This window comes from Larkinella rosea, from assembly GCF_003858635.1.
GTDB lineage: Bacteria > Bacteroidota > Bacteroidia > Cytophagales > Spirosomataceae > Larkinella > Larkinella rosea.
In genome coordinates this window covers 1,620,762-1,642,731 of the sequence record NZ_RQJO01000007.1, presented here as the reverse complement: position 1 = coordinate 1,642,731, position 21,970 = coordinate 1,620,762, and the positions used below count along the sequence as shown (strand labels likewise).

Below are 21,970 nucleotides of genomic sequence, written 5' to 3'. Positions count from 1 at the left end.
TGAGGTGGTTTTTTTGTGTCAAAACTCTTGCCGATCACAAACAGTTAATGGAAACAAAAGTGGAAAGACAGGCCAATTGAGCGGTATTTTGTCTTTCCTCGCTGATCTTAACTCTCTTGTCTTTTGTATGGACGTTCATTCTCAGGAACCCTTCTGGTTGTTAAAAAACGGATTATTACATTCTTATCCATCCCTGCGTCAATCATTGTCCTGCGACGTGCTGATTATTGGGGGCGGTATTACCGGCGCATTAATGGCGCATTCGCTGGTTCAGGCGGGTTTTGATACGGTTGTCATCGACAAGCGGGATGTGGCGACGGGCAGCACCTCGGCCAGCACGGCCATGTTGCAATACGAAATCGATACGGCTTTGCACGAACTCATTCCAATGATTGGGGAGGAGGGAGCCGTTAAAGCGTATGAATCCTGTTTGAACGCCATTGGCGAGATTAATCGCATAGTGAAGGCACTAAAGAGCCGATCGGGTTTTAAGCTGAAGAAAAGTTTATACATCGCAGCTGTTCCCGACGACGAAGCGTTTTTGCGAAAGGAATTTGAGTCCCGCCGAAAACACGGTTTTAACGTTCAATGGCTGAACCGGAAGAGTTTACGCAACCGGTTTGGGCTGGCGGCAGTGGCAGCCATCTGCTCGTCGGAAGCCGCGGAAATCGATGCCTATCGGTTTGCGCACGAGTTGTTAAAAGCCTCAGTTGCGAAGGGATTGCGGGTATTCGATCACGTTGAAATCCAGTCGACGGAGTATGACCCCAACGGGGTTCGGGTGTTGACCCAAGATCTGGCGATGATTGAAGCCCGGAATGTTATTTATTGCACCGGTTATGAGTCGCAGGAAATGCTGCCGGGAAAAGTAGTTGACCTGAAAAGTACCTTTGCCGTGGTCAGTGAACCGCTGGCAGAATTACCTCCGGAATTACGATCGGTTTTGTTGTGGGATACGCAGGACCCGTACCTCTATTTACGAACTACGGACGATAACCGGGTGCTGGTTGGCGGGGGAGATGAGCCCTTCAAAAATGCCGCTTTACGGGATAAACTGATCGACCAAAAGCGGCAAATGCTGACCGAAAAAGTTCGGGAACTTTACCCCGATCTGGCTTTTGTTCCGGATCTGGCGTGGGCCGGAACGTTTGGTGAAACCAAAGACGGACTGCCCTACATTGGCGAACACCCGGCTTTTCCGCACAGTTATTTTGCCCTCGGTTTTGGTGGGAATGGCATCACGTTCAGCGTAACGGCGGCTCAGCTAATCCGGGATGTATTGCGGGGGAAAAAACCGGACGAATTACATTACTACCGGTTTGGCCGTTAATGACTCTCGGCCACTTTTTCCCGGTAAAGCCGGTAATTTTCTTCGTCGAAACACACAAACCGGATGTCTGATACGGAAGTCTGCTGCTCTTCAAGAAATTTCTGAACGGTTTCAACGGCAATCGGACAGGCTTTTTCTTTGGGAAAACCGTAAATTCCGGTGCTGATATTCGGAAACGCAATGGATGTTAAACCGCGTTCCGTCGCAATTTCCAGTGCCCGGCGATAGCAGCTCGCCAGCAATTCCGATTCGTGGTTGTGGCCGCCCCGCCAGACGGGTCCAACCGCGTGAATCACGTAACGGGCGGGTAAGTTGTATCCATGCGTAAGTTTCGCGTCACCGGTTTGGCAGCCGTGCAACATCCGGCATTCAAACACCAGTTCAGGACCTGCCGCTCGATGAATGGCGCCATCGACACCCCCGCCACCCAACAGGCTGGAGTTGGCCGCATTGACAATGGCGTCGACGGCCAGTTTGGTAATATCACCCTGAATAACCTGAATCATGTACCCACGAATTTTAAGCCGCGTTTAATCGACTATTGTCACCTGTAAAAAGCCCGGACCAATGTCTGTGGATAGCTAATACTTCATGAGTTTAACCGTCCGCTTCGTTTGGTTACTCGACAGCGTCAAAAAATACAAACCGGGTGATAAACTGAGCGACTGCAATGAAAAGTTGGCCACGCGGTCAGACGAATAATTTTGCCGCCATACCACCTGACCGGCCGAATTGGTCACCATCGCGTTGATCGTCTGGTTCAGCGGTATTTCGTTCCATTGCACCGTCAGCCGATCGGCGTTGGTGAACGGATTGGGAAAGACCAGCAAGGTATACGATTCAGCCGCTATGGCCGCTGCCCGTTCAAAATTCGGAATGCCGTAGCCTAGCTCGAAATCCGGTTTGGCAAACTGGCTCCCCGACTGTCGCAGGCATTCGATCACCTGCGGAACCGTCAATCTTGGATTGGACTGCCAGAAGCCTGCAGCTAAAGCCGCAACGAGCGGAGCTGAAAAGGAAGTCCCGTTACCGGCAGAAATCGAACCGCCGGGCGATCCTAAAACCGTCCCTGCTCCCTGCGCCACCAGATCCGGTTTGATGCGGCCGTCGGCGGTAGGACCAAAAGAACTAAACGGCGCCCTGATGCCGTTGCGATCCACGGCGCCGATCGATAAAACCGGTGCAGCATCGGCGGGGGCGCCAATGTAATGCCAGGGATCGTTTCCTTCATTACCAGCCGAAACCACCACCAGGATGCCGGCTTCAGCCGCCCAGCGGGCCGCTTTGCTGATCAGGGTGGTTTGGCCATTCATTTGGGTATACGTATGATCCTGCGACGGATCATCAAAGGTCGTATAGCCCAGGGAAGAGTTGATGATATCGACTCCCGAGCTGTCGGCGTATTCGGCACCGAACAACCAGTTGACTTCTTCAACCGGGTTTTCAGTGGCCGCGTCTTCCGTTCGCAGCAGCAGGTAGGAGGATTTGTAGGCCGGGCCAATTAAAAGTTTTTCCTGATACCCGGCCATGATCGACAACACGTTCAGGCCGTGGGCGTCGTCTTCGTAAACACTGGTTTCTTTTTTGACAAAGTCGTACGTTCCGACAACCCGGTTTTCCAGAAAAAGCGGACTCAAAAACGGAACCTTGTTGGCATTCTGAAAACCGGCATCCAGAATGGCAACCAGCATACCCTCACCGTGAAACCCTTTGGCGTGCATTTTATCCACCCCGATCTGGACCAGTTGTTCGCTGGAATTCCCATACAGGCTTGGATCATCGACCTGTTCCAGTTTGTTGCGTTGATGGCTGACGGGCTGCTGAACCGCCCCAATGCGGGCACTACCGATGGAGCGGTTTCCGTCGATGCCTTGCACAAATGGCAAAGCCCGAAGCACTGCAAGATTGGCCTCCGTTGTTTCGACCAGTACGGCATTGGCCCAGCGCGAGCTAAACCAGATTTTAGCCCCGGCCTGCCGGAGAGCCGACACATACGCCGGATTGACGGGCAGATCTTTTTCCTGAACCGAAATGCCTTGTCTTTCCCGGCGCTGAATGGCGCGTTGCGACAAGAACTGCTCCGGTTTGGTGGTGGAATAGGGCGTGTTTGCTTTATCTTTCAGCAAAACCAGATACTTGCGGTTCTGAGCCTGCGCTGAAAAGCCACCGGCCACAATCAGAATGAGCAGGAGAAGTATGTTTTTTTTCATAGATCATTCAAATTAGGCAATCGATATCCACTTTTCCCGTTTCATTAATCCGCAGCGATTCTTCACTTCATTCCGACAATACCAGCGTACATTTTAGGCTGCGAATACAAACTGATTCCCAGTAATTTCCAGTGTAGTATACCTATGACCCTATACGCATAATTCGCGCCATTTGTTGCGTTTACCGAAATGAGAGTCGGTTCCCATTGATATCCGGTAATGGATCCGATAACAAATGAATGGGCTTCAACCGGAATGGTTTTCGCAGTCGTTTTTTCTGTTCCGTTTTCGACTCTCAATAGAATGCTAAATAACATATTATCGTCAATTGCCTGCTCGGAAAACCGGATCGAATTTGGTATGATTTCCTTTTTCTCAACCAATTTCCAGGTACGCTCATCGGGATTTCCTTTGAAAATAGATGTCTTTCTGCCTGAATTGACTGCTAAGGATACAAGTCCAAAAACAAAAATGACGGATGCGTAAAACCCGGTTTTCTCTTTCAGCAATCTGGCGGATTGGGCGCAAAGAAAAATGAAATAAACAAATAAGCCAATGTTCACCAAAGTCCAGATCAGATATAGCATGAATTGAATTTTCTTTGGTTAAAAACCGCGCTGTCGACCGACAAAGTTGCACGATTTCTACGTTCATTCCATCCTGAATAGGCAAGTTATTAAACCAGCGTATTTGGCTAACCAATCGGCGGGCTTTTTGTTTGGTAAGACATCGGGAGTCTGACAAACGGCTGATGCAGAATAGTAATTGGGGGCTTGGTGTTGATCTATCATTCGAGCCTGCTTGGCCGAAGCGCACGGTGATCGACAGTCGGCCAATTTCCGAAGACTCAATAAAATGACCGTTAAATAAACGGTTTACGAACGTATATGGGCCGAAATGCCTTTCTTGTGCTGATACGATCAAATCGATTTATTTCACTTGCGCACATGAAAGCTCTGGTCTATTGCTGGCTTCTTATCAGCCTTTTTTCATTTCGGAAACATCCCAAAGTGGCTCCCAAAGCGCCATCTACCGGAATCACCAGTGTTACCTGGATAGGCTTTGGCCAACAAACCAGTAGTTTGCCAATCCCGGCTGGAACAACCACCCTAACGGCGTCGTCACTGCCGTATCCAAAGAAAATAGAATTTCAGAATTTATTTTATCAGGAGGTAATCAAGGTTGATCCGGCATTCAAACCCGGAAATCCGATCAAGCAGCCACCGACGAAAGGAAACTGGTTTGTCCGGCGGCAGGCGCTGATGATCAAGGATGGAAAAACGCAGGTTCTGCAAACTTCCAAACTAACTATCAACAAAAATGCCGAAGCCTCAAATCCGGCAGACCAGATTGTTCCAGCTGCGACAACCCACCTGGAATACCAACTCGGACGTACTGAAAAAATGATTGACAAATCCAAACCCGGCAAATTTCCGAAAACCACCACCATCGAAGTATATCCGTCCGAGGCCATTCGAATTGCGGTTCCGGTTGGAACTGTTCTCGCGTCTGCCTGTTCGGTAAAAACCGGAGTGATCCGGCCGTTACCCTGTGAATTTCAAATGATTAAGTTTCAGATTCTGGGGAAAAGCGGCACGGTTCTGTACGAAACCACCCAGGTTGAAAACGGGCCGGTCATCAAATTGCCGTTTACGGATTGTAAAAAACAGGAAGGTCCGTTCCTGATTTATGACGCCAGGTGGATCGTCAAGCGAGTTCATAAGCCAAACTATCCGGTCAATAAAGGATATCTGATTGGGTGGGGCCAGTCAGGTTCTGATTTTAACGCGGAAGTCGACGCCCACGGTCCGGTGATAACCGGATTGCAGTTGGATGAAACCCTCGGAAAAGAATTTACGCTTTCATTTGAGGTTAAAAAACCCGCACCGGAAAGTGGTGTTGCGACGCAAATGGGCGAATTGATCCTCGAAAATGATGTAACCATCACCAAGTTTCCGCCGACTCAAATGCCCGGTGCAACGCGCGCCGAAGCCTACATTCGGTTGAAGTGGACAAACTTTTAGGGGAGCCACCCGGTCTGCTAGTCTGGATGCTGAATGGCTGACCGGGTGTCCATTTATCGAGCGGTTGACCGGATGGCGGGCATGGGAAACGCCGTAGTTTCGGAATTTCCGGGGTCCGATTGGCGGAAGCTTTTCATGATCCAGCCACCCCCAATAACATCATCACCTTCGTAAAAAACGGCAGCCTGACCCGGTGCAATGGCTGAAACGCCCTGTTCGAAAAGGACATTGATTTTTTCTCCTTCCTGCGAAATCACCGCGGGCGTTCCCGGATCTTTGTAGCGCACCTTCGTAACGGTTTCGAGCGGTTTTTCAATTGCCGCGTATTTTTGGAGATTCAACCGGCTGACCACCATGCCATCGCGGTACAAATCTTTATCGATTCCAAGAATTACTTCGTTGGTATCTTTTCGGATATCGGTTACAAAAACCGGGTAACCAAAGGCGATGCCCAGCCCTTTCCGTTGCCCAATTGTGTAAAAAGGATACCCTTCGTGCTTGCCAACCACTTTTCGGGTGCCGGACGCGGAGTCTTCCAGTATAAAATTACCACCCGCAACGTCCTGCTCCAGGCCCGGAACGCGCCGTTTGAGAAAACCCCGGTAATCATTGTCGGGCACGAAACAGATTTCGTACGATTCCGCCTTGGTGACCAGCTCCGTGAAACCGCGTTCGGTTGCCATCGCCCGGATTTCGGACTTCCGCAGGTGCCCCAGCGGCAGCTTGGTGCGGCTCAGACTTTCCTGCGAAACGCCCCACAAGACGTACGATTGGTCTTTGAGGTTGTCAATTCCTTTCGAAATTACGTACCGCCCGTTGGCGGAACTTTCGTCGTTTATTTGCCGGATGTTGGCGTAGTGTCCCGTTGCAATGGATTCACAGTCAAGGCGATCGGCCCGGCGGAGCAGGGCGTCCCATTTGATGTGGGTGTTGCAGAGGACGCACGGATTGGGCGTACGGCCTTCCAGGTATTCACCGGTAAAATGGTCGATAACCGAGTCCCCGAATTCGGACCGGATGTCGAGAATATAATGCGGAAAACCGAGGTTGACGGCGATGTTGCGGGCATCGTTGATGGAATCGAGGCTGCAACAGCCGGTTTCCTTTTTAGTACCGCCGGAAGAGGCATAATCCCATGTTTTCATGGTCATGCCAATGACTTCGTACCCTTGTTCGTGCAGCATAACTGCCGCTACTGAAGAATCGATGCCGCCACTCATGGCGACCAAAATACGTCCGTGCTTGCTCATAACTTATCTGACAAGGTTCAAAGCCTTGCGATAGCTGGTGTAATTTGTGTTGATAATGACTGATAATCAGATAAATATAAATAGGTTGATGTGGGAAGAATCAGGTAAAACCGTGGGTTTTTTATCCCCGCTCGCCTAGCACCAATCTTACCCGGCATCGGCCAAAGATACGGGGTAACATTTTTTTAGTGAAATTCATTCACTCGGAATGGGTTACTTTCGAGGCTTCTGCTCCGTAAATGGTTTTCCGCCTGGAAGCAAACCCGGGCGGTTTATCCCTCCCGCCAATCGGCCACCGACTGACTAAAAATGGAGTAACCTGCCGAACGAAGCTATTTCGCCGATCCTCAGTTGTCTTGATCATTAGGAAATTAGTGTGGTCATGGAATTCGCCTGACCGTAAGCTGAAGCCGCTCCGTCAGAACCCGCTGAGTTTTCTAAACGAGGCAGGAGTATGACCGGTTATTTTTTTAAAGTATTTCACGAAATGAGAAGGATCGGCAAAGCCCAATTGTTCGGCAACTTCCGTAATGCTTTGATCGGTGTGTAAAAGATGCCGCTTTCCCTCCAGGATAATCTGCTCGGTAATCAGCTCACCGGCGGATTTGCCATGCATCCGCCGACAGATGGTATTTAAATGTTGGGGAGAAACTCCCAATAAGTCGGCATAATAAAAGACCCGATGGGCTAAATGTCCGGGTTGCCGCAAGAGGTCAATAAATCGACGAAAGGTCAGATCCCCGGTTCTGGCGGGGGCGAATTCCTGCTGATCGGCTTCCAGCAGGCGAGCCAGCAGAATTTGTGTCATGGCGCGCAGAATCACCAGACTGTGCCGCGATGGATTCTGGTATTCGGTCTCAATAGCAGTAAGAAGATCCGCAAACGGAGCCGGTTGTGGTAATAAAACCTCCCTTTTACGTTCGAGTTGCTGGGCCAGGGGATACAAATCGGCACTGTGTTTGGGATCGATAAAATCGGCCCGAAACATAACCACAAATCCTTTCGGTACGCTCGTCAACTGCCAGCAATGAAGTTGCCCCGGTGAAAGAAAAAAGGCCATCGGTGGAGCAATTGGCATGAGCTTGGTATCTACCCAGTGAAAACCGGACCCTTCCAGTAAGACAATCAATTCAAAATAACCATCATGCCGGTGCGGCTTTGTTCGTTTGATGACTTCCTTGAAGCGGGAAAGTTTGAATAATTGCTCATTTTCTAATTTATTCTTTACCGGAAAAACAGCAGGTTCCGTGTGAAGCATCGCGTCGAAAAGTTGACGGTTGAGATTGTTTTGTTTCAAAAATACCAAAATCAGGGAAATTATGACCACAATGGTCTACTTCTGCCCCAATACCTTTGTAACCGTATGGGGCACGCAGGCAAACTACTGTTTGTTTTGCCCGTATTTGAGCAGTGATCTGCAATGAAACAACGACTTCCGGTTTTAGCTTTCCTCTTTATTTACAGCCATTTCATTTGTGCACAGGCCGAACTCCAGGGAGTCGTCGTTGATGCTTCTACCGCCGGCCCCGTGCCTTACGTAAGTGTAGCCCTCTATCGACCGGCCGATTCAGTGGCGGTAACGGGTACGCTTTCGGATTCAGCTGGCTTTTTTCGCATCACCCAGGTGGCCCCCGGTGCATACAGGTTGAAAACATTTTTTATCAATTACAAACCCCGGACAATCTCCGTGACCCTCAAACGAGGGGAAGTGCTCAAGCTGGGAACGGTACTTCTCGAACCCATCAATGCTCAATTAAATGAAGTTACTGTGACGGGACAGCGATCCGATTTAACCATAAAATCGGATCGGCAAACCTACCGGGCTGCCCAGTTTGGCTCCGCCGTGGGCGGAACGGCGACCGATCTGTTACGTAACCTCCCGGGGATCAGCATCAACGCCGAAGGGGAAGTCACGCAACGGGGAGCCAACGGTTTTTTGGTCCTGCTGAATGGCAAACCCGTACAGGCTAATTTAGGAACCTTGCTGAATCAACTCCCAGCCAATACCATCGAGTCTATTGAAGTTATTACGACCCCTTCAGTTCGTTTTGATCCGGACGGCAAAGCCGGAATCATTGCGATCATTACCAAATCGGGGACTGATCGGGGATTGTCGGTGCTGGTCAATTTGCAGGGTGGTTTACCAAGCCTGAATGCGTTCGACAATACCCATCACCCGGTTCGATATGGTACTGACGCATCGCTCAGCTACCGAACCGCCCGCTGGGACTGGGCCTTCAGCACAGCGTACCTGCGGAATGATGTGGCGGGTCGGCGTGAGGGCGATGTCTACACCATCCTGGGCAATCGATTTACGCGCTTTCCAAGTCTGGGAGAACGAAGTTTTAATCGCTATACCTTGACCAATCGACTCGCCGTGAGCTTTACGCCCACAAAATCGGACGTGTGGTCGGCGGGTTTATATTATGGCTCCCGCACCGAAGATCGCATCGCCGATCTGGTCTACACAAACCGCACTACCGATCGGCAGACCGGTTTATTGATTGGTCAGATCGATTATTTTAACGCCAATCTGGTCCGGAAACGCGGGCAGTTTGTAACGGCCAACCTCGACTACAATCATACGTTCAGGAACAAAGCGACATTAAACACCGGATTTCTTTATGAATATGACTATCTGGACGGTTTTACGCGTAACCTGAATGTTCGTCTTACCGATATCCGGGATACGTTGCAATACACACGCACTACGACCGATCGTCCGATCGGGAATATCCGGACCACGATTGACGCAAGCTGGCCATTGGCGGGCGGCCGGCTTGAGGCAGGCTATCAATACCGGTTTCAAAACGATCATGGAACGTATCGGTACCTAAACCAGGACGGCCGGGGAGCACCCTTGCTGGTCATTGATGCTTTTACGGGACAGGCTCAAATTAACAATCAGATCCACAGTCTTTATGCGCAGTACGGTCACAAATCCAAAGCGTGGGAATACACAGCGGGTTTGCGTTTCGAGTCGGCCCGTCGGGAAGTGGATATCCGCCCGCAAGGGAAGTCTTATCCCCTGACACTGAATAACCTGTTCCCCTCGCTGAACGTGGTATACCGACCGGAAGTCGACTGGCAATTGCGGGCGGGCTACAGTCGACGGGTGCAGCGCACGAGCAATTTGGCGCTTAATCCATTGCCTGAGCGCGAGCACTCAGAAACGCTCGAGCAGGGCGATCCCGCTTTGCTGCCCGAGTTTGTAGACTTGGGCGAAGCTGTTGTAACACGCACACACGGCCGGAATACCTGGCAGGCAACCTTGTATTATCAAAACGTGCAAAACATTGTTAACCGGGTCAACAGTGTTTATGCCGATACGATTTTGAACCGGATATTTACGAATGCCGGTCGGGCCCGGCGACTGGGCCTGGAGCTTACTTCGGACCTGAGCATTACCAAACACTGGAAATTCTATCTCGGCGGCACCGTATACCGGTCGATGATAGCCGGTCAGCTTTTTCAAAATTCAGTGGTGTTTACCAATCAGGCCTGGGTGTATTCGATCAATGCCAATACCACCGTGCAGCCTTCTTCCACCTGGATGCTCCAGTTCAATCTGAACTACCTTTCGCAACGCATTACTGCGCAGGGGGAAGACTCGCGTTTCTTTTTGCCTAATTTATCCGTTAGGAAAAGTTTTGCCCAAAACCGGCTGTCGGTGATGTTTCAGTGGCAAAACATCGGCATGGGCTGGCTACCCAGCAACGAGCAGCGGATTACAACTCGAGGAGCGACTTTTTATACCACAACCAATTACATCCAGGAGCGGGACATTCTGCTGCTCAACCTCAGTTACTCCATCCGCCAGCGCACTAAACCGGCTAAATTACCAACCAATGAGTTTGGCGAGAAAGAGTTCTGATTGCGGACCGACAACGTTGACAATAGGTACCATACCCGTAGGGGACAATCAAAAAAACGCTTGTCTGATCAGGAAACCTCCGTTATCGGGCATCTTGCCGCATTTTGACAAGACCGGTTTTACTTAAACTTCGCCAGTAAGGTTAAGCTATTGGCCTGCATGCCTAACCCGGCACTCCGGGCGTAGTGACCGTATCGCAGTTCAACGCTCTGCCAGTTCCTAATTCCCAGTATACCGCCTGGCGGGGCCAATCGGAGGCCGGTGCCAAAAAACTGGCTGTGGAACCCTGAAATGTCATAATCGCTGGTATAATATCGATCGGTGGGCGCGTGGGTACCATACGGGGCAAAATACCGCACCGCCGTCTGATTACTGAAGCGAAAAAATGGGCTCAACGACACAAAAGACGTCAGTTTGATGGGAGTTTCGAGGCTAATCGTGTGGGCTTTCATGCCCCAGTTATCCAGGTAATACCGGTAAAAAGTTCGGAGGATGACGCGGTCACCCCAAAAGTAGTGCAAGCGGAGGCCGACCGGTAGCTTCATTCGTGAACCAGGTAGCCGCTCGACGGTTTCCGACCCGTCGTTGAAATAAATCCGGTGGAAAGGCGTGCTTAACAAGCCCTGCTGAAAAGCCGGTTCGACGGTAAAAAATGCTTGTAATCGCTTGTTGATGACCTGCGAGAGCGAAAAACTGGCGTTGTAGGAGTTGCGCGGTTTATGATCCACCGGATCGCGGTCGCCATCCGCCCCCGATCCATATCCTTCCGGTCGCAGTTCGGCGGGTAGAATGACCGTCCAGGTATCGAAAAAGGCACCGGCTTTCAGCGTCAGTTCGCGGTTATTATCAACGGATAGCTTACTGAAATTCACACTTACGCCGTAGGATTTGTAATCGTATTCGGTCGAATACGCCACCGAAATTCCTTTCGTCACGCGCCGGTTTTCGTCGTGCACGTTCCAGGAAATGGACGGATAGATGTGCGTATCACTGCGGGAAGCGGACGAAATCGTGAGCGGATCAATTTTATCGGATGAAGCCGAGGTGTAGTGATCGACGTTGAAATCAAACGCAATGGTGTGCTGGCGGTTCCGATGGTCGGTTGTTTTCAGAACCAGATCGAAGGACTGGGCGTAATCCCGCAGAAATTCGGAGCCAATGCCGCCCGTTACCGCCGAATTGTTGCCGCCCTGTTCATAATAACTTGAAACCAGGTTGATTTCCTGAATTTGCAATTTACGTTTTGTGTAGGCAGGAGCCTCCTGAGCCTGACCCATTCGCAGGAGGCCCAGCAACAGGCTAACCGATAAACAGATTTTTTTCATCCGACAACTTCTTAATTACAACCGCATCCTCCTCCACTTTTGCCCCCATTTGCGCCGGCAGCTCCCTCGCGGTAGAGGTAAAAATTCTGTTCAAATTTCTCGGATTTCCGGGCCGAAAGTTCCATTTCGGCGTCGTTGACCCGGCTCTTTTGGTATTCCTTGACGGTGACGCAGCCCGTTAGGCCCGTCGCCAGTAGCACTGCGCTCGGCAGCAGCACGGTGAAGAATCGTTTCATCATGATTGGTTGTGTCGTAAATAACGGGTTATAAAACCGTTGGCTGCATTAATCGAATGTTGTTCGAGGTGTATAACCGGTTGTGGTCGTCAATAATAATGCAGGCGATGTGATGCACCTGGTTAATCAGGTGGAGCCCAACTTCCACCCCCATTACCATGACGGGCGTAGCCAGCGCGTCGGCCAATTCAGCGTTGGGCGCGAGAATGGTGACACTCTTGATCCCCGCTACGGGATACCCGGTTTTGGGGTCAATGGTGTGCGAATACCGCTGCCCGTCGATCACCGCGTATTTTTCGTAGTTCCCTGAGGTGGCAACGGCCATGTTGCTGATACGGAGTGCCGAGAATGCCTGCACGGCCTTTCCATTCCGGTTAGGGTCAGCAATGCCGATGGTCCAGGGTTGGCCATTGGGCTGCGTGCCCCAGGTTGTCAGGTCGCCGGCCGCATTCACAATGCCGCTTTCTACTCCTTTGCTCAGTAACAAGTGTTTCGCCTGCTCAGCGGCATAGCCTTTGCCAATCCCACCAAAACCGATGCGCATTCCCCGTTCTTTCAGAAATACGGTTTGGTGCTGGTGGTTAAGCACCACATTTCGGTAATTGATGAGTCGCACCATTCCTTTCGCCGTTTTCGGATCGGGCAGGGCGGTCATGGTCGTGTCAAAGTTCCAGAGTCGCTTGTCGATCGAACCGTACGTAATATCAAAAGCTCCCTGCGTGAGTACCGACAACCGTTGAGACCGCTCAATGAGGTCAAAAACCTCGGTATCAACCACTACCGGCCGGATTCCTGCGCTGGCATTGATCTGGTTGGTCTGACTGTTTTCGTCGAAGGTGGTTAGCAGCCGCTCGATCCGGCTGATTTCGGCAATGGCCTCATCGATCCTATCGTTGGCCCAGGCGGCATCATCGCTGACTACGCTGATTTCAAAGCGGTTGCCCATGAGTCGCTGGACCCGCTGGTGCAGAAGTTGTTCCATTTACTTGATTGCCGGGGCCGACTGAATGGTGGCAATAAAAGAAGCCGGTGTTGCTCCCTGGGGATAACCATCCCACTCGTGAATGACGCGCCCGCTGGCATCCAGCAAAACCGTAAAGGGGAATTTTCCCAGTTTGTTATATTTCTCGGCCAGCGCTTCGTTGTGCGCTTCCTGCTCCCTGCTTAACCGGTTTTTCGAAAAACGCGGAAAATCGGCCCGAACCAGCACCAGATGATCGGCCGCAAATTGCGCGAACTCGGATGATTCAAAGATGTCTTTTTTCAGCTTGATGCACGGCCCGCACCAGTCGGAACCCGAAAAATTGAGCAGAATGGATTTATGACTTTGTGCAGCCTCGGTTTTGGCCTGTTCAAAATTGAGTTGCCAGCTTTGCGTCGATACGGCCAGCAGGGAGATGAGGGAAAGAAGTACGATTTTCATTGTATTGTTCTGATTTGATTCAAAGTGCCTGTGTACATTTTTAGCTATAAACCACCAGCGTCAGACCGTCCGTAGCGGTTTTATAGACGCTAAGGCCTCGGCTGCCGAAGCTATTTTTCCCTTTGCCAATCAGGTCGAAGCGGGCGCCGTGTACGGTGCAGTAAAATTCTGTTTTGTTAAAGATGATGTTTTTACGGGGTTCGTGACTGCACGTCTGCGTAACGGCTATGTAGACACCCGCACTCACCTGGGCAACCACAATGCCACTCCGGCTGATGTAACCACCCACGGTTTTCAAGGCCGTCGTGCTGTTTAGGTCAATAGTTAGCAACCGGTTGGTAATTTTGCTCAGGTCCACGGCGGAACTGGTGGCGGTGGTGTTGGAAACCGGTGAGCTCGGGGGGGCGGTCTGTGCGCCGGGAATGGTCAACGCATCCACCATCGTATCTTCTTCACGAATGCAGGAAGTCATAGCGGCCAGGAGTGCAGCGCCGGTAAATCCCAATGATTTTAGAAAGTCAAAACGGTTCATTATGATTCGTATCAAAAAGTATTGATCACCAGGTAAAAACAACCCGTATTCAGTAAACAATACCCCTTTTAAAAGAGGGGTGTTGCACTCGTTCGCCAAAAATCATTAATTGTAGGCTGTCTAAATTAATTATAACCGCAGGGAAGCGAGTGACAGATCAGAGCGGTGTGAAATCGCCGAAAAACAACGAAAGACGGTTCAAGGCCCGGATCGGAATCGGGGGAGAGAGGTTGCCGCCATTGCCAGAAAATCGAATAACCGCTTCAAAATTGTGCCATGCCCGCGAGGGTCTAGAATATAAAAGACCCGGGTATCATTAATCGTTCAGGTTCCCGACTGCGGGTTGTCAGCCGGAGGGCCGTTCGGTATCTGGGTGAAGTAACGGCGCACGGTTTCCGAATGGAGCTCCTGATTTAATTGCCGGGAATGTTCGATCACGGACCGCAGTTGCCGGAATAGCCGATCGCCGTCCAGCCAGTCTTCGGGCCTGACCAGAAATGGACGTAAAAACCGGTAGACATGCTCGAAAACGACCCAATCGATGTAGACCTCGCCCTGCAATTGCCGTTGGTAAACGGGGCTGAGTCGGTTTATTTTTGCCAGTAGCACCTGATAAACCGATTTGGAATCCCTTCTGCGCTTGTGAAGCGACGGCGACCGCTGGGTGTGGATGGTCTTCGTGTTCAATAACAACTCAATGTAGTCGGTTAGATTATACCAGACCGTTTGCTGGTCAGTGAAAAAGCGAACAGGTTTCACACGAAAAACGAGCTGATTAGTTAGAAATGAAACGCGCTACGCCAAATGCAGCCGCAGCTGCCAGGGCTCCAATGAACAGCACCTTGAAGGCCCCGCTCACGGGAGGTTGTCCCGTAACTTTGCTTTTGAAATAGCCAAAAATAAAAAGGCAGAGCAGGGTGACTCCACAGGAGTAGGCCAGGGCCTCGGACGGATCGGTCAGGATAAAATACGGTGACAGGGGAACCAGCCCCCCGACGACGTAGGAAAGCCCGATGGTCAAAGCGCTTTTGGTGGCTCGCTTGGGGTCCGGTTCGTCCAGGCCCAGTTCATACTTCATCATGAAATCCACCCACTGGTTTTTATCTTTAACTAACTCATCGGCAACGGCCGTCTGGAGCGCCGGGCTGAGCCCCATGCTGGCAAATACGTCGCGAACTTCCTGCTTTTCCCGCTCCGGCATCGTGTCCACTTCGCTGATCTCGCGTCGGCGTTCGGACTCGTAATGATCGGTTTCGGTACGACCCGCCAAATAACCGCCTAATCCCATGGCGATTGATCCGGCCACGATCTCGGCAATGCCTGCTGTAACGACCAGGGACGAGTTGGCAACCGCACCGCTCAAACCGGCGGCCAGGGCAAACGGTACGGTTAGTCCATCCGACATGCCGATGACAATGTCAGAAATAACGGCTGAACTGCGGAGATGCTGTTCCGTATGCGGGTGGCTATGCGTTGTTGGGTTCATCTTATTCTTCTTCGCTGTTATTGAGTTTTGCCAGTAAACTGTATGCGCCTTTTACCACAACCGGCGTTAAGGTGGCGTTTAAATCGGAGGGAAGTACCACCGCTACGTAGCCATTTTCCCGAATGCCCGTTTTGACCTCTACCTGCCGAAATTGGTAGCTGATCGGATTACCCTGTTTTTTTTCCAGAGTATACACCAGGGCCTTGCCGCCGTAGCTGACCACCGCCGATTCCGGGAGCGTCTGCAACGGCTGTGTTTTGACATCGATCAGGGCCGATACGTAGCCTCCGGGCAGGAAATCCGGGGCATACCCGTCGGGATGTGCCAGCACGGAAACGACCCGGTCGGCCGCAATGGATTTTCCAAGGAGAAAGATCGTTCCCCGATGCCCGAATGACGAATCACCGCCCATTCCAAAGCGGACAACCTGCCCCGTTCGAACCCGGTGGATGTCTTTTTCAAAAATGCTCAGCCGGACATGCAAATGGTCGACATTTGTAATTTCTACCAGCACGTCGGACGGATTCAAAAACCGCCCGTTGTTAACGGGGACATTGGTAACAAAACCCGAGACCGGGGAGGGAATCGTGACCAGACGCGTTAATTGGCTTGGGCTCAATTGATTGGCGTCAATGTGCAGGATGGCGAGCCGTTGGCTCAGCCCAGCCAGTTGCGCCTGGAGGCTCTGACGGTTTGCGCGAACCTGCTGAAACACCTTCAGGGCGTTTACATTATCACGGCTCAATTCCTGCTGGCGAACAAATTCAAGATCGGCAAATTCCAGTTTTGCTTTCGTGTCCAGGTAATCCTGCTGTAACTGAATGAATTCGGGATTTTCCAGTACCGCCAGCGGCTGCCCTTTCCGAACGGCCATACCGGGTTCCAGGTCAATTTTTCGGATATAACCCCCAAAGGGCACGGCCACCGAAACCTGGTTCGATGCCGGCACATCGATCGTTCCGTTTGCTTTCAGCGTGGTTTTGAGGGTGCGCAGCATCGGCCGACCAAGCTCAATGGAAGCTACGTCGTATTGCGCCTGCGTCAGCGAAACCCGAACGACCCCCGATCGGACCGAGTCACCTGGGATCACGGTCGTTGCGGTTGGGGTAGTCGTATCCTTGGTCTCCGGATCTTGAGACGAATGGCAGCTGATCAGGAGCGTAGTGATCAGGAGCGCTGGCAGGAAGAGGGAATGAAGGTTGGACGCCATGAGGTTAATTAGGGATTACCCAGTACGTAGTTCAGGTTGAGAACCGACTGGTTGTATTGATTGAGCAGATCGAGGTAGTTTGACCGGATCGTGAAGGCTTGTTGCAGCGCCAGCGCAAATTCGACGTAACCAATGTCCCCGCTGCTGAAGGCGCGTCGGGCGTTGGTTTGAATCAGTTCGGCCTGGGGCAAACCGGTGGTTTCATAATAGGTCAGAGCCTGTTGGTACTGATTGTATTGCCGAACGGCCTGGTTTAGTTGCTGAAAAAGCGCAAGCTGTCGATGCTGGAATTCCGTCTGAACCATTTGCGCTCCAAGGCGGGCTGCCTGGACGCGGGCTTTCTGCGGCTGACTCAGCAAGGGAAAGGAAACACCGACCTGTCCGCCCGTAAACCGTTTGTTCGGCCCGAAATACAATTCCTGACCATTAATCAATTGACTACCAATGAGCGTCTGATTGAACAGGCCGACCATAAAATCGGGTTTAAGGCGAGCTTGTTCCACGAGGCTGCTTTGTTCGGCAACCTGTAGTTGTTGCTGCAACTGCAGAAGTTGCGGATGATGCGCCAGCGCCACACTGTCCGGAATGTCATTGGGCGTCGGTTTGGGCAGCGGGTCGCTTACGATCTCAACCGGTTGCGGGCTGTAAAGCAGGATCTGTAACTGACTCCGGCGGGCACTGATGGTGACGTCGTTCTGAATCAGCCGGACCCGCTGATCGGTCAACTGGCTTTCGGCGGTTGCTTTTTCCAGGCTACCGGTTTCACCCGTTTTGACACGGAGGGTGGCGGCTTTCACGAATTCAGTCAGGACGGTATCCTGCTGCTGAAAAAGCCTGCGTTTCTGGTAGAGGTAATTCAGTTCGTAGTAAACCGATTTAACCTCATACTGAATGTCGGTTTGAGTAACGGCCCGTTCCGCCTGCCGGGCCTTCACGGTCTGATCATTTAACTCCGCCAGCCGACGCATCAGGGTCGGATTTGGGATTAACTGGCTGATTGTTACGTTGTTGTCAAACCGGCGGCTGTTGTATTGACCTACCATCAGCGTAGCCGACAACCGACCGGCGTCGTAGGCCGTCCGTCGTAAAGCCTGTTGCTGACTGATTCCCAGCGTAGCTACCTGGAGTTGTCCGTTTCGGCTCGTAGCCTGCTGAATTGCCTGATTCAGGGTGACGAGCGGAGGAGTCTGGGCCCAGCTACTGGCGGTTAGCGCCGTCAGAATCAGCACACTTGCAGTTTTAACGGATGAGGTCGGTCCTGACTTGGTAGCGGTTTTGGCTTCTTTTTCCACCGCTTTTCGCTCCGACAGGGAATACAGAATGGGGAGAATGAGGAGGGTCAGCAAGGTTGCAGTCAGTAGGCCCCCAATCACAACGGTAGCGAGCGGTTTCTGAACTTCAGCCCCCGCCGAATTCGAAATGGCCATCGGGATAAAACCGAACGAAGCGACCAGGGCCGTCATGATGACGGGACGAAGCCGGACTTCGGCCCCCCGACGGATGATTTCGGTCAAATCGGTCAGGCCCTCTTCGTGCCGAAGTCGGTTAAACTCCGCGATCAGCACGATGCCATTGAGAACCGCAACCCCAAACAACGCAATAAAGCCCACCCCGGCCGATATGCTGAAGGGCATGCCCCGAATCAGCAGGGCAAACACGCCCCCGATGGCCGCCATCGGAATCGCCATGAAAATGAGGAGGCTCTGCCGAACGGAGTTGAAGGTGAAAAACAGCAGGGCAAAAATCAGGCTGAGCGCAATAGGCACGGCAATGCTCAGGCGGTTTTTCGCATCGACCAGATTTTGAAACTGCCCCCCGTATTTAATCGAATAACCGGGCGGAAACCGGATACGCTGCCCCACTTTCTGCTGGAGTTCCGTAACGATGCTTTCGACGTCGCGCCCGCGCACGTTGAAACCGAGCGTAATCCGCCGGTGCGTATCGTCCCGCTGAACCTGGTTGGGCGCTTCCTGAATACGTACCTGGGCAATCTGACCCAGCGGAATTTGCTGCGCGGGGCCGGTGGCGCTGGCCGGAACGGCCACGTAGACATTCCGAATGTCATCGATGCTCTGGCGTTTGTCGGCGGCTAATCGAACCACCAGATCAAAGCGCTTTTCACCTTCAAACACGACGCCGGCCGACTGCCCGGCGAAGGCGGTATTGATGACCCGGTTTACGTCGGCAACGTTCAGGCCAAATTTGGCAATCTGTGCGCGGTCGAGCCGGATCAGGATTTGCGATAGTCCGCCCACCTGTTCCACGTACAGGTCTTTTGCGCCCTCGATGGTCCGAATCAGACTGCCGACCTGATCGGCCAATTGAGTGAGTCGGGTTAGGTCTTCGCCGTAAATTTTCAGGGCCACATCCTGCCGGGCGCCGGTCATCAGTTCATTAAACCGCATCTGGACGGGCTGCTGAAACCCAAACGTGACGCCAGGAATGACCGACAAGGCTTCGGCCATTTTGCCCGCCAGTTCATCGCGCGTGGTAGCAGAGGTCCAGTCGTCTTTGGGTTTGAGAATCACCATCAGGTCCGACGCTTCGATCGGCATGGGGTCGGTCGGAATTTCACCGGAGCCGATTTTACCCACCACCTGTTCAACCTCGGGAAACTGTTTAAGCAGAATTCGCTGGGCTTTTAAGGTGGCATCGACGGTTTCGGAGAGGGAACTGCCCGTGAGCGTGCGCGTATCGACGGCAAAATCACCTTCATCAAGCTGGGGAATAAATTCGCCCCCCATCCGGGAAAACAGGAAAACCGCCCCGACCAGCAGCGCCACCGCGCCCGCCAGAATCGCTAACCGATGCCTGAGCGCCCCCAGTAAAACCGGCTCATAATACCGGTGAATCCGCTTGATGATCCGGTCGGAGAACGACTCTTTGTGCACTATTTTCTTGCTGAGCAGAAAGGCCGAAACCATGGGCACATACGTGAGCGAGAGAATAAAAGCCCCCAGAATGGCAAAAGCAACCGTCAGTGCCATGGGTCGGAACATTTTCCCTTCAATGCCCGACAGGGCCAGAATGGGCAAATATACAATCAGGATGATGATCTCGCCAAAGGCCGCTGACGAACGAATGCGACTCGCCGACTGCATCACTTCCGCGTCCATTTCAGCCTGGGTAAGGATTCTGTCCTTGTTGCGCAGGGTAATATGATGCAGGGTCGCTTCCACAATAATGACGGCCCCGTCGACAATCAATCCGAAGTCGATGGCCCCAAGGCTCATCAGATTCCCCGACACGTCAAAGAGCGTCATCATCGAAATGGCAAACAGTAGCGCCAGCGGAATAACGGAGGCCACCACAAAACCGGCCCGGAAATTGCCCATTAGCAGCACCAGCACAACGATGACAATCGTGGCGCCTTCCAACAGGTTTCGTTCCACCGTACCGATCGCACTGTTCACCATTTTGGTGCGGTCCAGAAAGGGAATGATCTGTACACCCGGCGGCAGCGTCTGCTGAATCTGGGCGATTTTTTCTTTGACTCGTTTGATAACGGCCGATGAGTTTTCGCCTTTGATCATCATCACCACGGCGCCCACGGTTTCACCCTGGCCGTTGCGCGTAACGGCCCCGTAACGCACAGCGGAGCCGTTTTGGACCCGGGCAACGTCGCGCACCCGGACCGGTAATCCCTCTTGGTTCAGGCGAACGACGATGTCCGCAATGTCGTCGGTGGTGCGAATCAAGCCATCCGAACGGATGAAGAAGGCATTCGGTTTTTTATCGATGTAAGCGCCCCCCGTGTTCTGATTGTTTTGCTGAAGGGCCGTAAAAAGGTCGGTAATGGTGATGCCAAAGCTCCGCAGGCGATCCGGATCAACGGCAATCTCGTACTGTTTCACCAAACCGCCGAAACCGCTTACATCGGCGACACCGGGCGTCCCCAGGAGCGCCCGCCGGATGGTCCAGTCCTGAATGGTCCGCAGGTCCGAAAGCGAATAGCGGTTTTCAAAACCCTTTTTGGGAACGACCGTGTACTGGAAAATTTCGCCCAGCCCCGTCGTTACCGGTGCCATAACGGGCGTGCCCACACCGGGGGGGATCTGCCCCACGACGTTCTGTAACCGTTCGCTGATTTGCTGACGCGCCCAGTAAACATCCGTTGCGTCCGTAAATACAACGGTTACAATGGAGAGGCCAAAACGGGAGAACGAACGAAGCTCCGTCAGCCCCGGAATGTTCGACAGGCTCACTTCGATGGGAAAGGTCACCAGCCGTTCGATGTCTTCAGCCGCCAGCGACGGGCTACTCGTGATGACCTGCACCTGGTTGTTGGTGATGTCGGGCACCGCATCAATGGGTAATTGCGACGCCGACCAGATGCCCCATCCGATCAACGCCAGCGTGGACAGGGCAATGATTAATTTATGATGAATTGAAAAATGAATGATTGCGTTCAGCACGTGACAACGAACAATAAGTCAGCCAATGAATAATCGGAAAGGCGGGGGCACAGGCCCAAGCCGGTGTGCCTAAGCGTCGTGCGGATGCAATGTGCAGCGGGACGCCCAGGCGTCCCAGCTCGCTGCTAAAGCACCGGAAAACAGACAGGAAAATGGTAGAAATACCGACCTATAGGGATACAATGCGGCCAACGGGCGCATTCCGGCTAGCGTCGGGGTGGATTGATCAGTGAGGATACGCTGACAAATGAATAGAGATTGGCGTAGCGGAAACAGGCGGTTTTCGCCGGCAACCAGACGGAGATTGACGTTAGTGAAAACAAATCCATCGCGGGCGCAGTAAATGCCGGAGCCGTATGCCCAACGGCGGGCAAATTATGATGGCTATGGTTGGGATGCTTCTGGTGGTCTGAATTCGCCCCGTAATGCATCGCAATGAAATCGAAAAAGCCCAGATCGGGTTCGGTTTGCCGATGGTGCTGAAAATGCTGCAGCAGATCGACCAGTTTGGTCGACTGATCGATACCGAAGCCTGGAAGTAAACCGCTTCCCAGCATCTGTAAAACCAGCAATAAAGCAACTACCGACTTCATGAAAACAATGCGATCAACGCTTTTTCGTAAAGTTTATCAGAAAGTTTGACGCTACCAACACG

18 protein-coding genes are annotated in these 21,970 nt (G+C 52.2%); 3 read left to right on the top strand and 15 right to left on the bottom strand.

All coding sequences use genetic code 11. From position 1 onward, the window contains the following. The first annotated feature begins 127 nt into the window (after positions 1–127). Positions 128–1,330 carry an NAD(P)/FAD-dependent oxidoreductase gene (locus tag EHT25_RS06930; protein WP_124872635.1) on the top strand — a complete coding sequence of 401 codons (1,203 nt, stop codon included), beginning with the start codon at positions 128–130 and terminating at the stop codon, positions 1,328–1,330. Here the strand turns inward: EHT25_RS06930 and EHT25_RS06925 are convergent. The 3 genes from EHT25_RS06925 to EHT25_RS06915 all read right to left on the bottom strand — a co-directional run bounded on the left by EHT25_RS06925 (position 1,327) and on the right by EHT25_RS06915 (position 4,127). Continuing rightward, positions 1,327–1,836, bottom strand: coding sequence for an O-acetyl-ADP-ribose deacetylase (locus EHT25_RS06925; protein ID WP_124872633.1), 510 nt, complete (start codon positions 1,834–1,836; stop codon positions 1,327–1,329). The genes EHT25_RS06930 and EHT25_RS06925 overlap by 4 nt on opposite strands. A gap of 75 nt (positions 1,837–1,911) precedes the next feature. Next, complete coding sequence (locus EHT25_RS06920; protein WP_124872631.1) at positions 1,912–3,540, bottom strand: S8 family serine peptidase; 1,629 nt, start codon at positions 3,538–3,540, stop codon at positions 1,912–1,914. 62 nt (positions 3,541–3,602) lie between these two features. Beyond that, positions 3,603–4,127, bottom strand: a complete 525-nt coding sequence (locus EHT25_RS06915) for a hypothetical protein (RefSeq protein WP_124872629.1) — start codon at positions 4,125–4,127, stop codon at positions 3,603–3,605. Between the two features lie 360 nt (positions 4,128–4,487). On the opposite strand from EHT25_RS06915, the gene EHT25_RS06910 reads away from it, so the two are divergent. Next, the gene (locus tag EHT25_RS06910) at positions 4,488–5,564 is read left to right on the top strand and encodes a hypothetical protein (RefSeq protein WP_124872627.1); all 1,077 of its coding nucleotides are present in this window, start codon (positions 4,488–4,490) and stop codon (positions 5,562–5,564) included. Positions 5,565–5,617: 53 nt separating this feature from the next. On the opposite strand, the gene mnmA is transcribed toward EHT25_RS06910, so the two are convergent. Then, positions 5,618–6,814 (bottom strand): tRNA 2-thiouridine(34) synthase MnmA, encoded by a 1,197-nt coding sequence (gene mnmA, locus EHT25_RS06905; RefSeq protein WP_124872625.1) that lies wholly within the window; start codon positions 6,812–6,814, stop codon positions 5,618–5,620. A gap of 418 nt (positions 6,815–7,232) precedes the next feature. Further along, positions 7,233–8,072, bottom strand: a complete 840-nt coding sequence (locus tag EHT25_RS06900) for an AraC family transcriptional regulator (protein WP_124872623.1) — start codon at positions 8,070–8,072, stop codon at positions 7,233–7,235. Between the two features lie 162 nt (positions 8,073–8,234). Here EHT25_RS06900 and EHT25_RS06895 point away from each other — a divergent pair, with 162 nt between their 5' ends. After that, on the top strand, positions 8,235–10,688 hold the full coding sequence (locus EHT25_RS06895) for a TonB-dependent receptor (protein ID WP_124872621.1): 2,454 nt from the start codon (positions 8,235–8,237) through the stop codon (positions 10,686–10,688). Between the two features lie 119 nt (positions 10,689–10,807). On the opposite strand, the gene EHT25_RS06890 is transcribed toward EHT25_RS06895, so the two are convergent. The 10 genes from EHT25_RS06890 to EHT25_RS06845 all read right to left on the bottom strand — a co-directional run bounded on the left by EHT25_RS06890 (position 10,808) and on the right by EHT25_RS06845 (position 21,908). Further along, complete coding sequence (locus tag EHT25_RS06890) at positions 10,808–12,013, bottom strand: DUF3570 domain-containing protein (RefSeq protein WP_124872619.1); 1,206 nt, start codon at positions 12,011–12,013, stop codon at positions 10,808–10,810. 11 nt (positions 12,014–12,024) lie between these two features. Then, positions 12,025–12,249: a DUF4266 domain-containing protein gene (locus EHT25_RS06885; protein WP_221622260.1), complete on the bottom strand. Its 225-nt coding sequence runs from the start codon at positions 12,247–12,249 to the stop codon at positions 12,025–12,027. 28 nt (positions 12,250–12,277) lie between these two features. Beyond that, positions 12,278–13,231, bottom strand: a complete 954-nt coding sequence (locus EHT25_RS06880) for an FAD:protein FMN transferase (protein WP_124872615.1) — start codon at positions 13,229–13,231, stop codon at positions 12,278–12,280. After that, positions 13,232–13,672, bottom strand: a complete 441-nt coding sequence (locus EHT25_RS06875) for a thioredoxin family protein (protein WP_124872613.1) — start codon at positions 13,670–13,672, stop codon at positions 13,232–13,234. Positions 13,673–13,712: 40 nt separating this feature from the next. Beyond that, positions 13,713–14,144 (bottom strand): Rieske 2Fe-2S domain-containing protein, encoded by a 432-nt coding sequence (locus EHT25_RS06870; RefSeq protein WP_310588734.1) that lies wholly within the window; start codon positions 14,142–14,144, stop codon positions 13,713–13,715. A 384-nt stretch (positions 14,145–14,528) separates the two neighbouring features. Then, entirely contained in the window at positions 14,529–14,963 is a 435-nt protein-coding gene (locus EHT25_RS06865; protein WP_124872609.1) for a hypothetical protein, read from the bottom strand. A gap of 16 nt (positions 14,964–14,979) precedes the next feature. Continuing rightward, complete coding sequence (locus tag EHT25_RS06860) at positions 14,980–15,690, bottom strand: VIT1/CCC1 transporter family protein (protein ID WP_124872607.1); 711 nt, start codon at positions 15,688–15,690, stop codon at positions 14,980–14,982. A 1-nt stretch (position 15,691) separates the two neighbouring features. Continuing rightward, a complete protein-coding gene (locus tag EHT25_RS06855; protein WP_124872605.1) occupies positions 15,692–16,900 on the bottom strand; it encodes an efflux RND transporter periplasmic adaptor subunit in 1,209 nt (402 codons plus the stop codon). An 8-nt stretch (positions 16,901–16,908) separates the two neighbouring features. Continuing rightward, positions 16,909–21,315 (bottom strand): CusA/CzcA family heavy metal efflux RND transporter, encoded by a 4,407-nt coding sequence (locus EHT25_RS06850; protein ID WP_124872603.1) that lies wholly within the window; start codon positions 21,313–21,315, stop codon positions 16,909–16,911. Between the two features lie 206 nt (positions 21,316–21,521). Then, positions 21,522–21,908, bottom strand: coding sequence for a hypothetical protein (locus tag EHT25_RS06845; RefSeq protein WP_124872601.1), 387 nt, complete (start codon positions 21,906–21,908; stop codon positions 21,522–21,524). Between the last annotated feature and the right edge of the window lie 62 nt (positions 21,909–21,970).

Bases quoted from the DNA above. Each gene is read 5' to 3' on its own strand.
- EHT25_RS06930 (WP_124872635.1), top strand. From the start codon at position 128: ATGGACGTTCATTCTCAGGAACCCTTCTGGTTGTTAAAAAACGGATTA.
- EHT25_RS06925 (WP_124872633.1), bottom strand. From the start codon at position 1,836: ATGATTCAGGTTATTCAGGGTGATATTACCAAACTGGCCGTCGACGCC.
- EHT25_RS06920 (WP_124872631.1), bottom strand. From the start codon at position 3,540: ATGAAAAAAAACATACTTCTCCTGCTCATTCTGATTGTGGCCGGTGGC.
- EHT25_RS06915 (WP_124872629.1), bottom strand. From the start codon at position 4,127: ATGCTATATCTGATCTGGACTTTGGTGAACATTGGCTTATTTGTTTAT.
- EHT25_RS06910 (WP_124872627.1), top strand. From the start codon at position 4,488: ATGAAAGCTCTGGTCTATTGCTGGCTTCTTATCAGCCTTTTTTCATTT.
- mnmA (WP_124872625.1), bottom strand. From the start codon at position 6,814: ATGAGCAAGCACGGACGTATTTTGGTCGCCATGAGTGGCGGCATCGAT.
- EHT25_RS06900 (WP_124872623.1), bottom strand. From the start codon at position 8,072: ATGCTTCACACGGAACCTGCTGTTTTTCCGGTAAAGAATAAATTAGAA.
- EHT25_RS06895 (WP_124872621.1), top strand. From the start codon at position 8,235: ATGAAACAACGACTTCCGGTTTTAGCTTTCCTCTTTATTTACAGCCAT.
- EHT25_RS06890 (WP_124872619.1), bottom strand. From the start codon at position 12,013: ATGAAAAAAATCTGTTTATCGGTTAGCCTGTTGCTGGGCCTCCTGCGA.
- EHT25_RS06885 (WP_221622260.1), bottom strand. From the start codon at position 12,249: ATGAAACGATTCTTCACCGTGCTGCTGCCGAGCGCAGTGCTACTGGCG.
- EHT25_RS06880 (WP_124872615.1), bottom strand. From the start codon at position 13,231: ATGGAACAACTTCTGCACCAGCGGGTCCAGCGACTCATGGGCAACCGC.
- EHT25_RS06875 (WP_124872613.1), bottom strand. From the start codon at position 13,672: ATGAAAATCGTACTTCTTTCCCTCATCTCCCTGCTGGCCGTATCGACG.
- EHT25_RS06870 (WP_310588734.1), bottom strand. From the start codon at position 14,144: ATGACTTCCTGCATTCGTGAAGAAGATACGATGGTGGATGCGTTGACC.
- EHT25_RS06860 (WP_124872607.1), bottom strand. From the start codon at position 15,690: ATGAACCCAACAACGCATAGCCACCCGCATACGGAACAGCATCTCCGC.
- EHT25_RS06855 (WP_124872605.1), bottom strand. From the start codon at position 16,900: ATGGCGTCCAACCTTCATTCCCTCTTCCTGCCAGCGCTCCTGATCACT.
- EHT25_RS06845 (WP_124872601.1), bottom strand. From the start codon at position 21,908: ATGAAGTCGGTAGTTGCTTTATTGCTGGTTTTACAGATGCTGGGAAGC.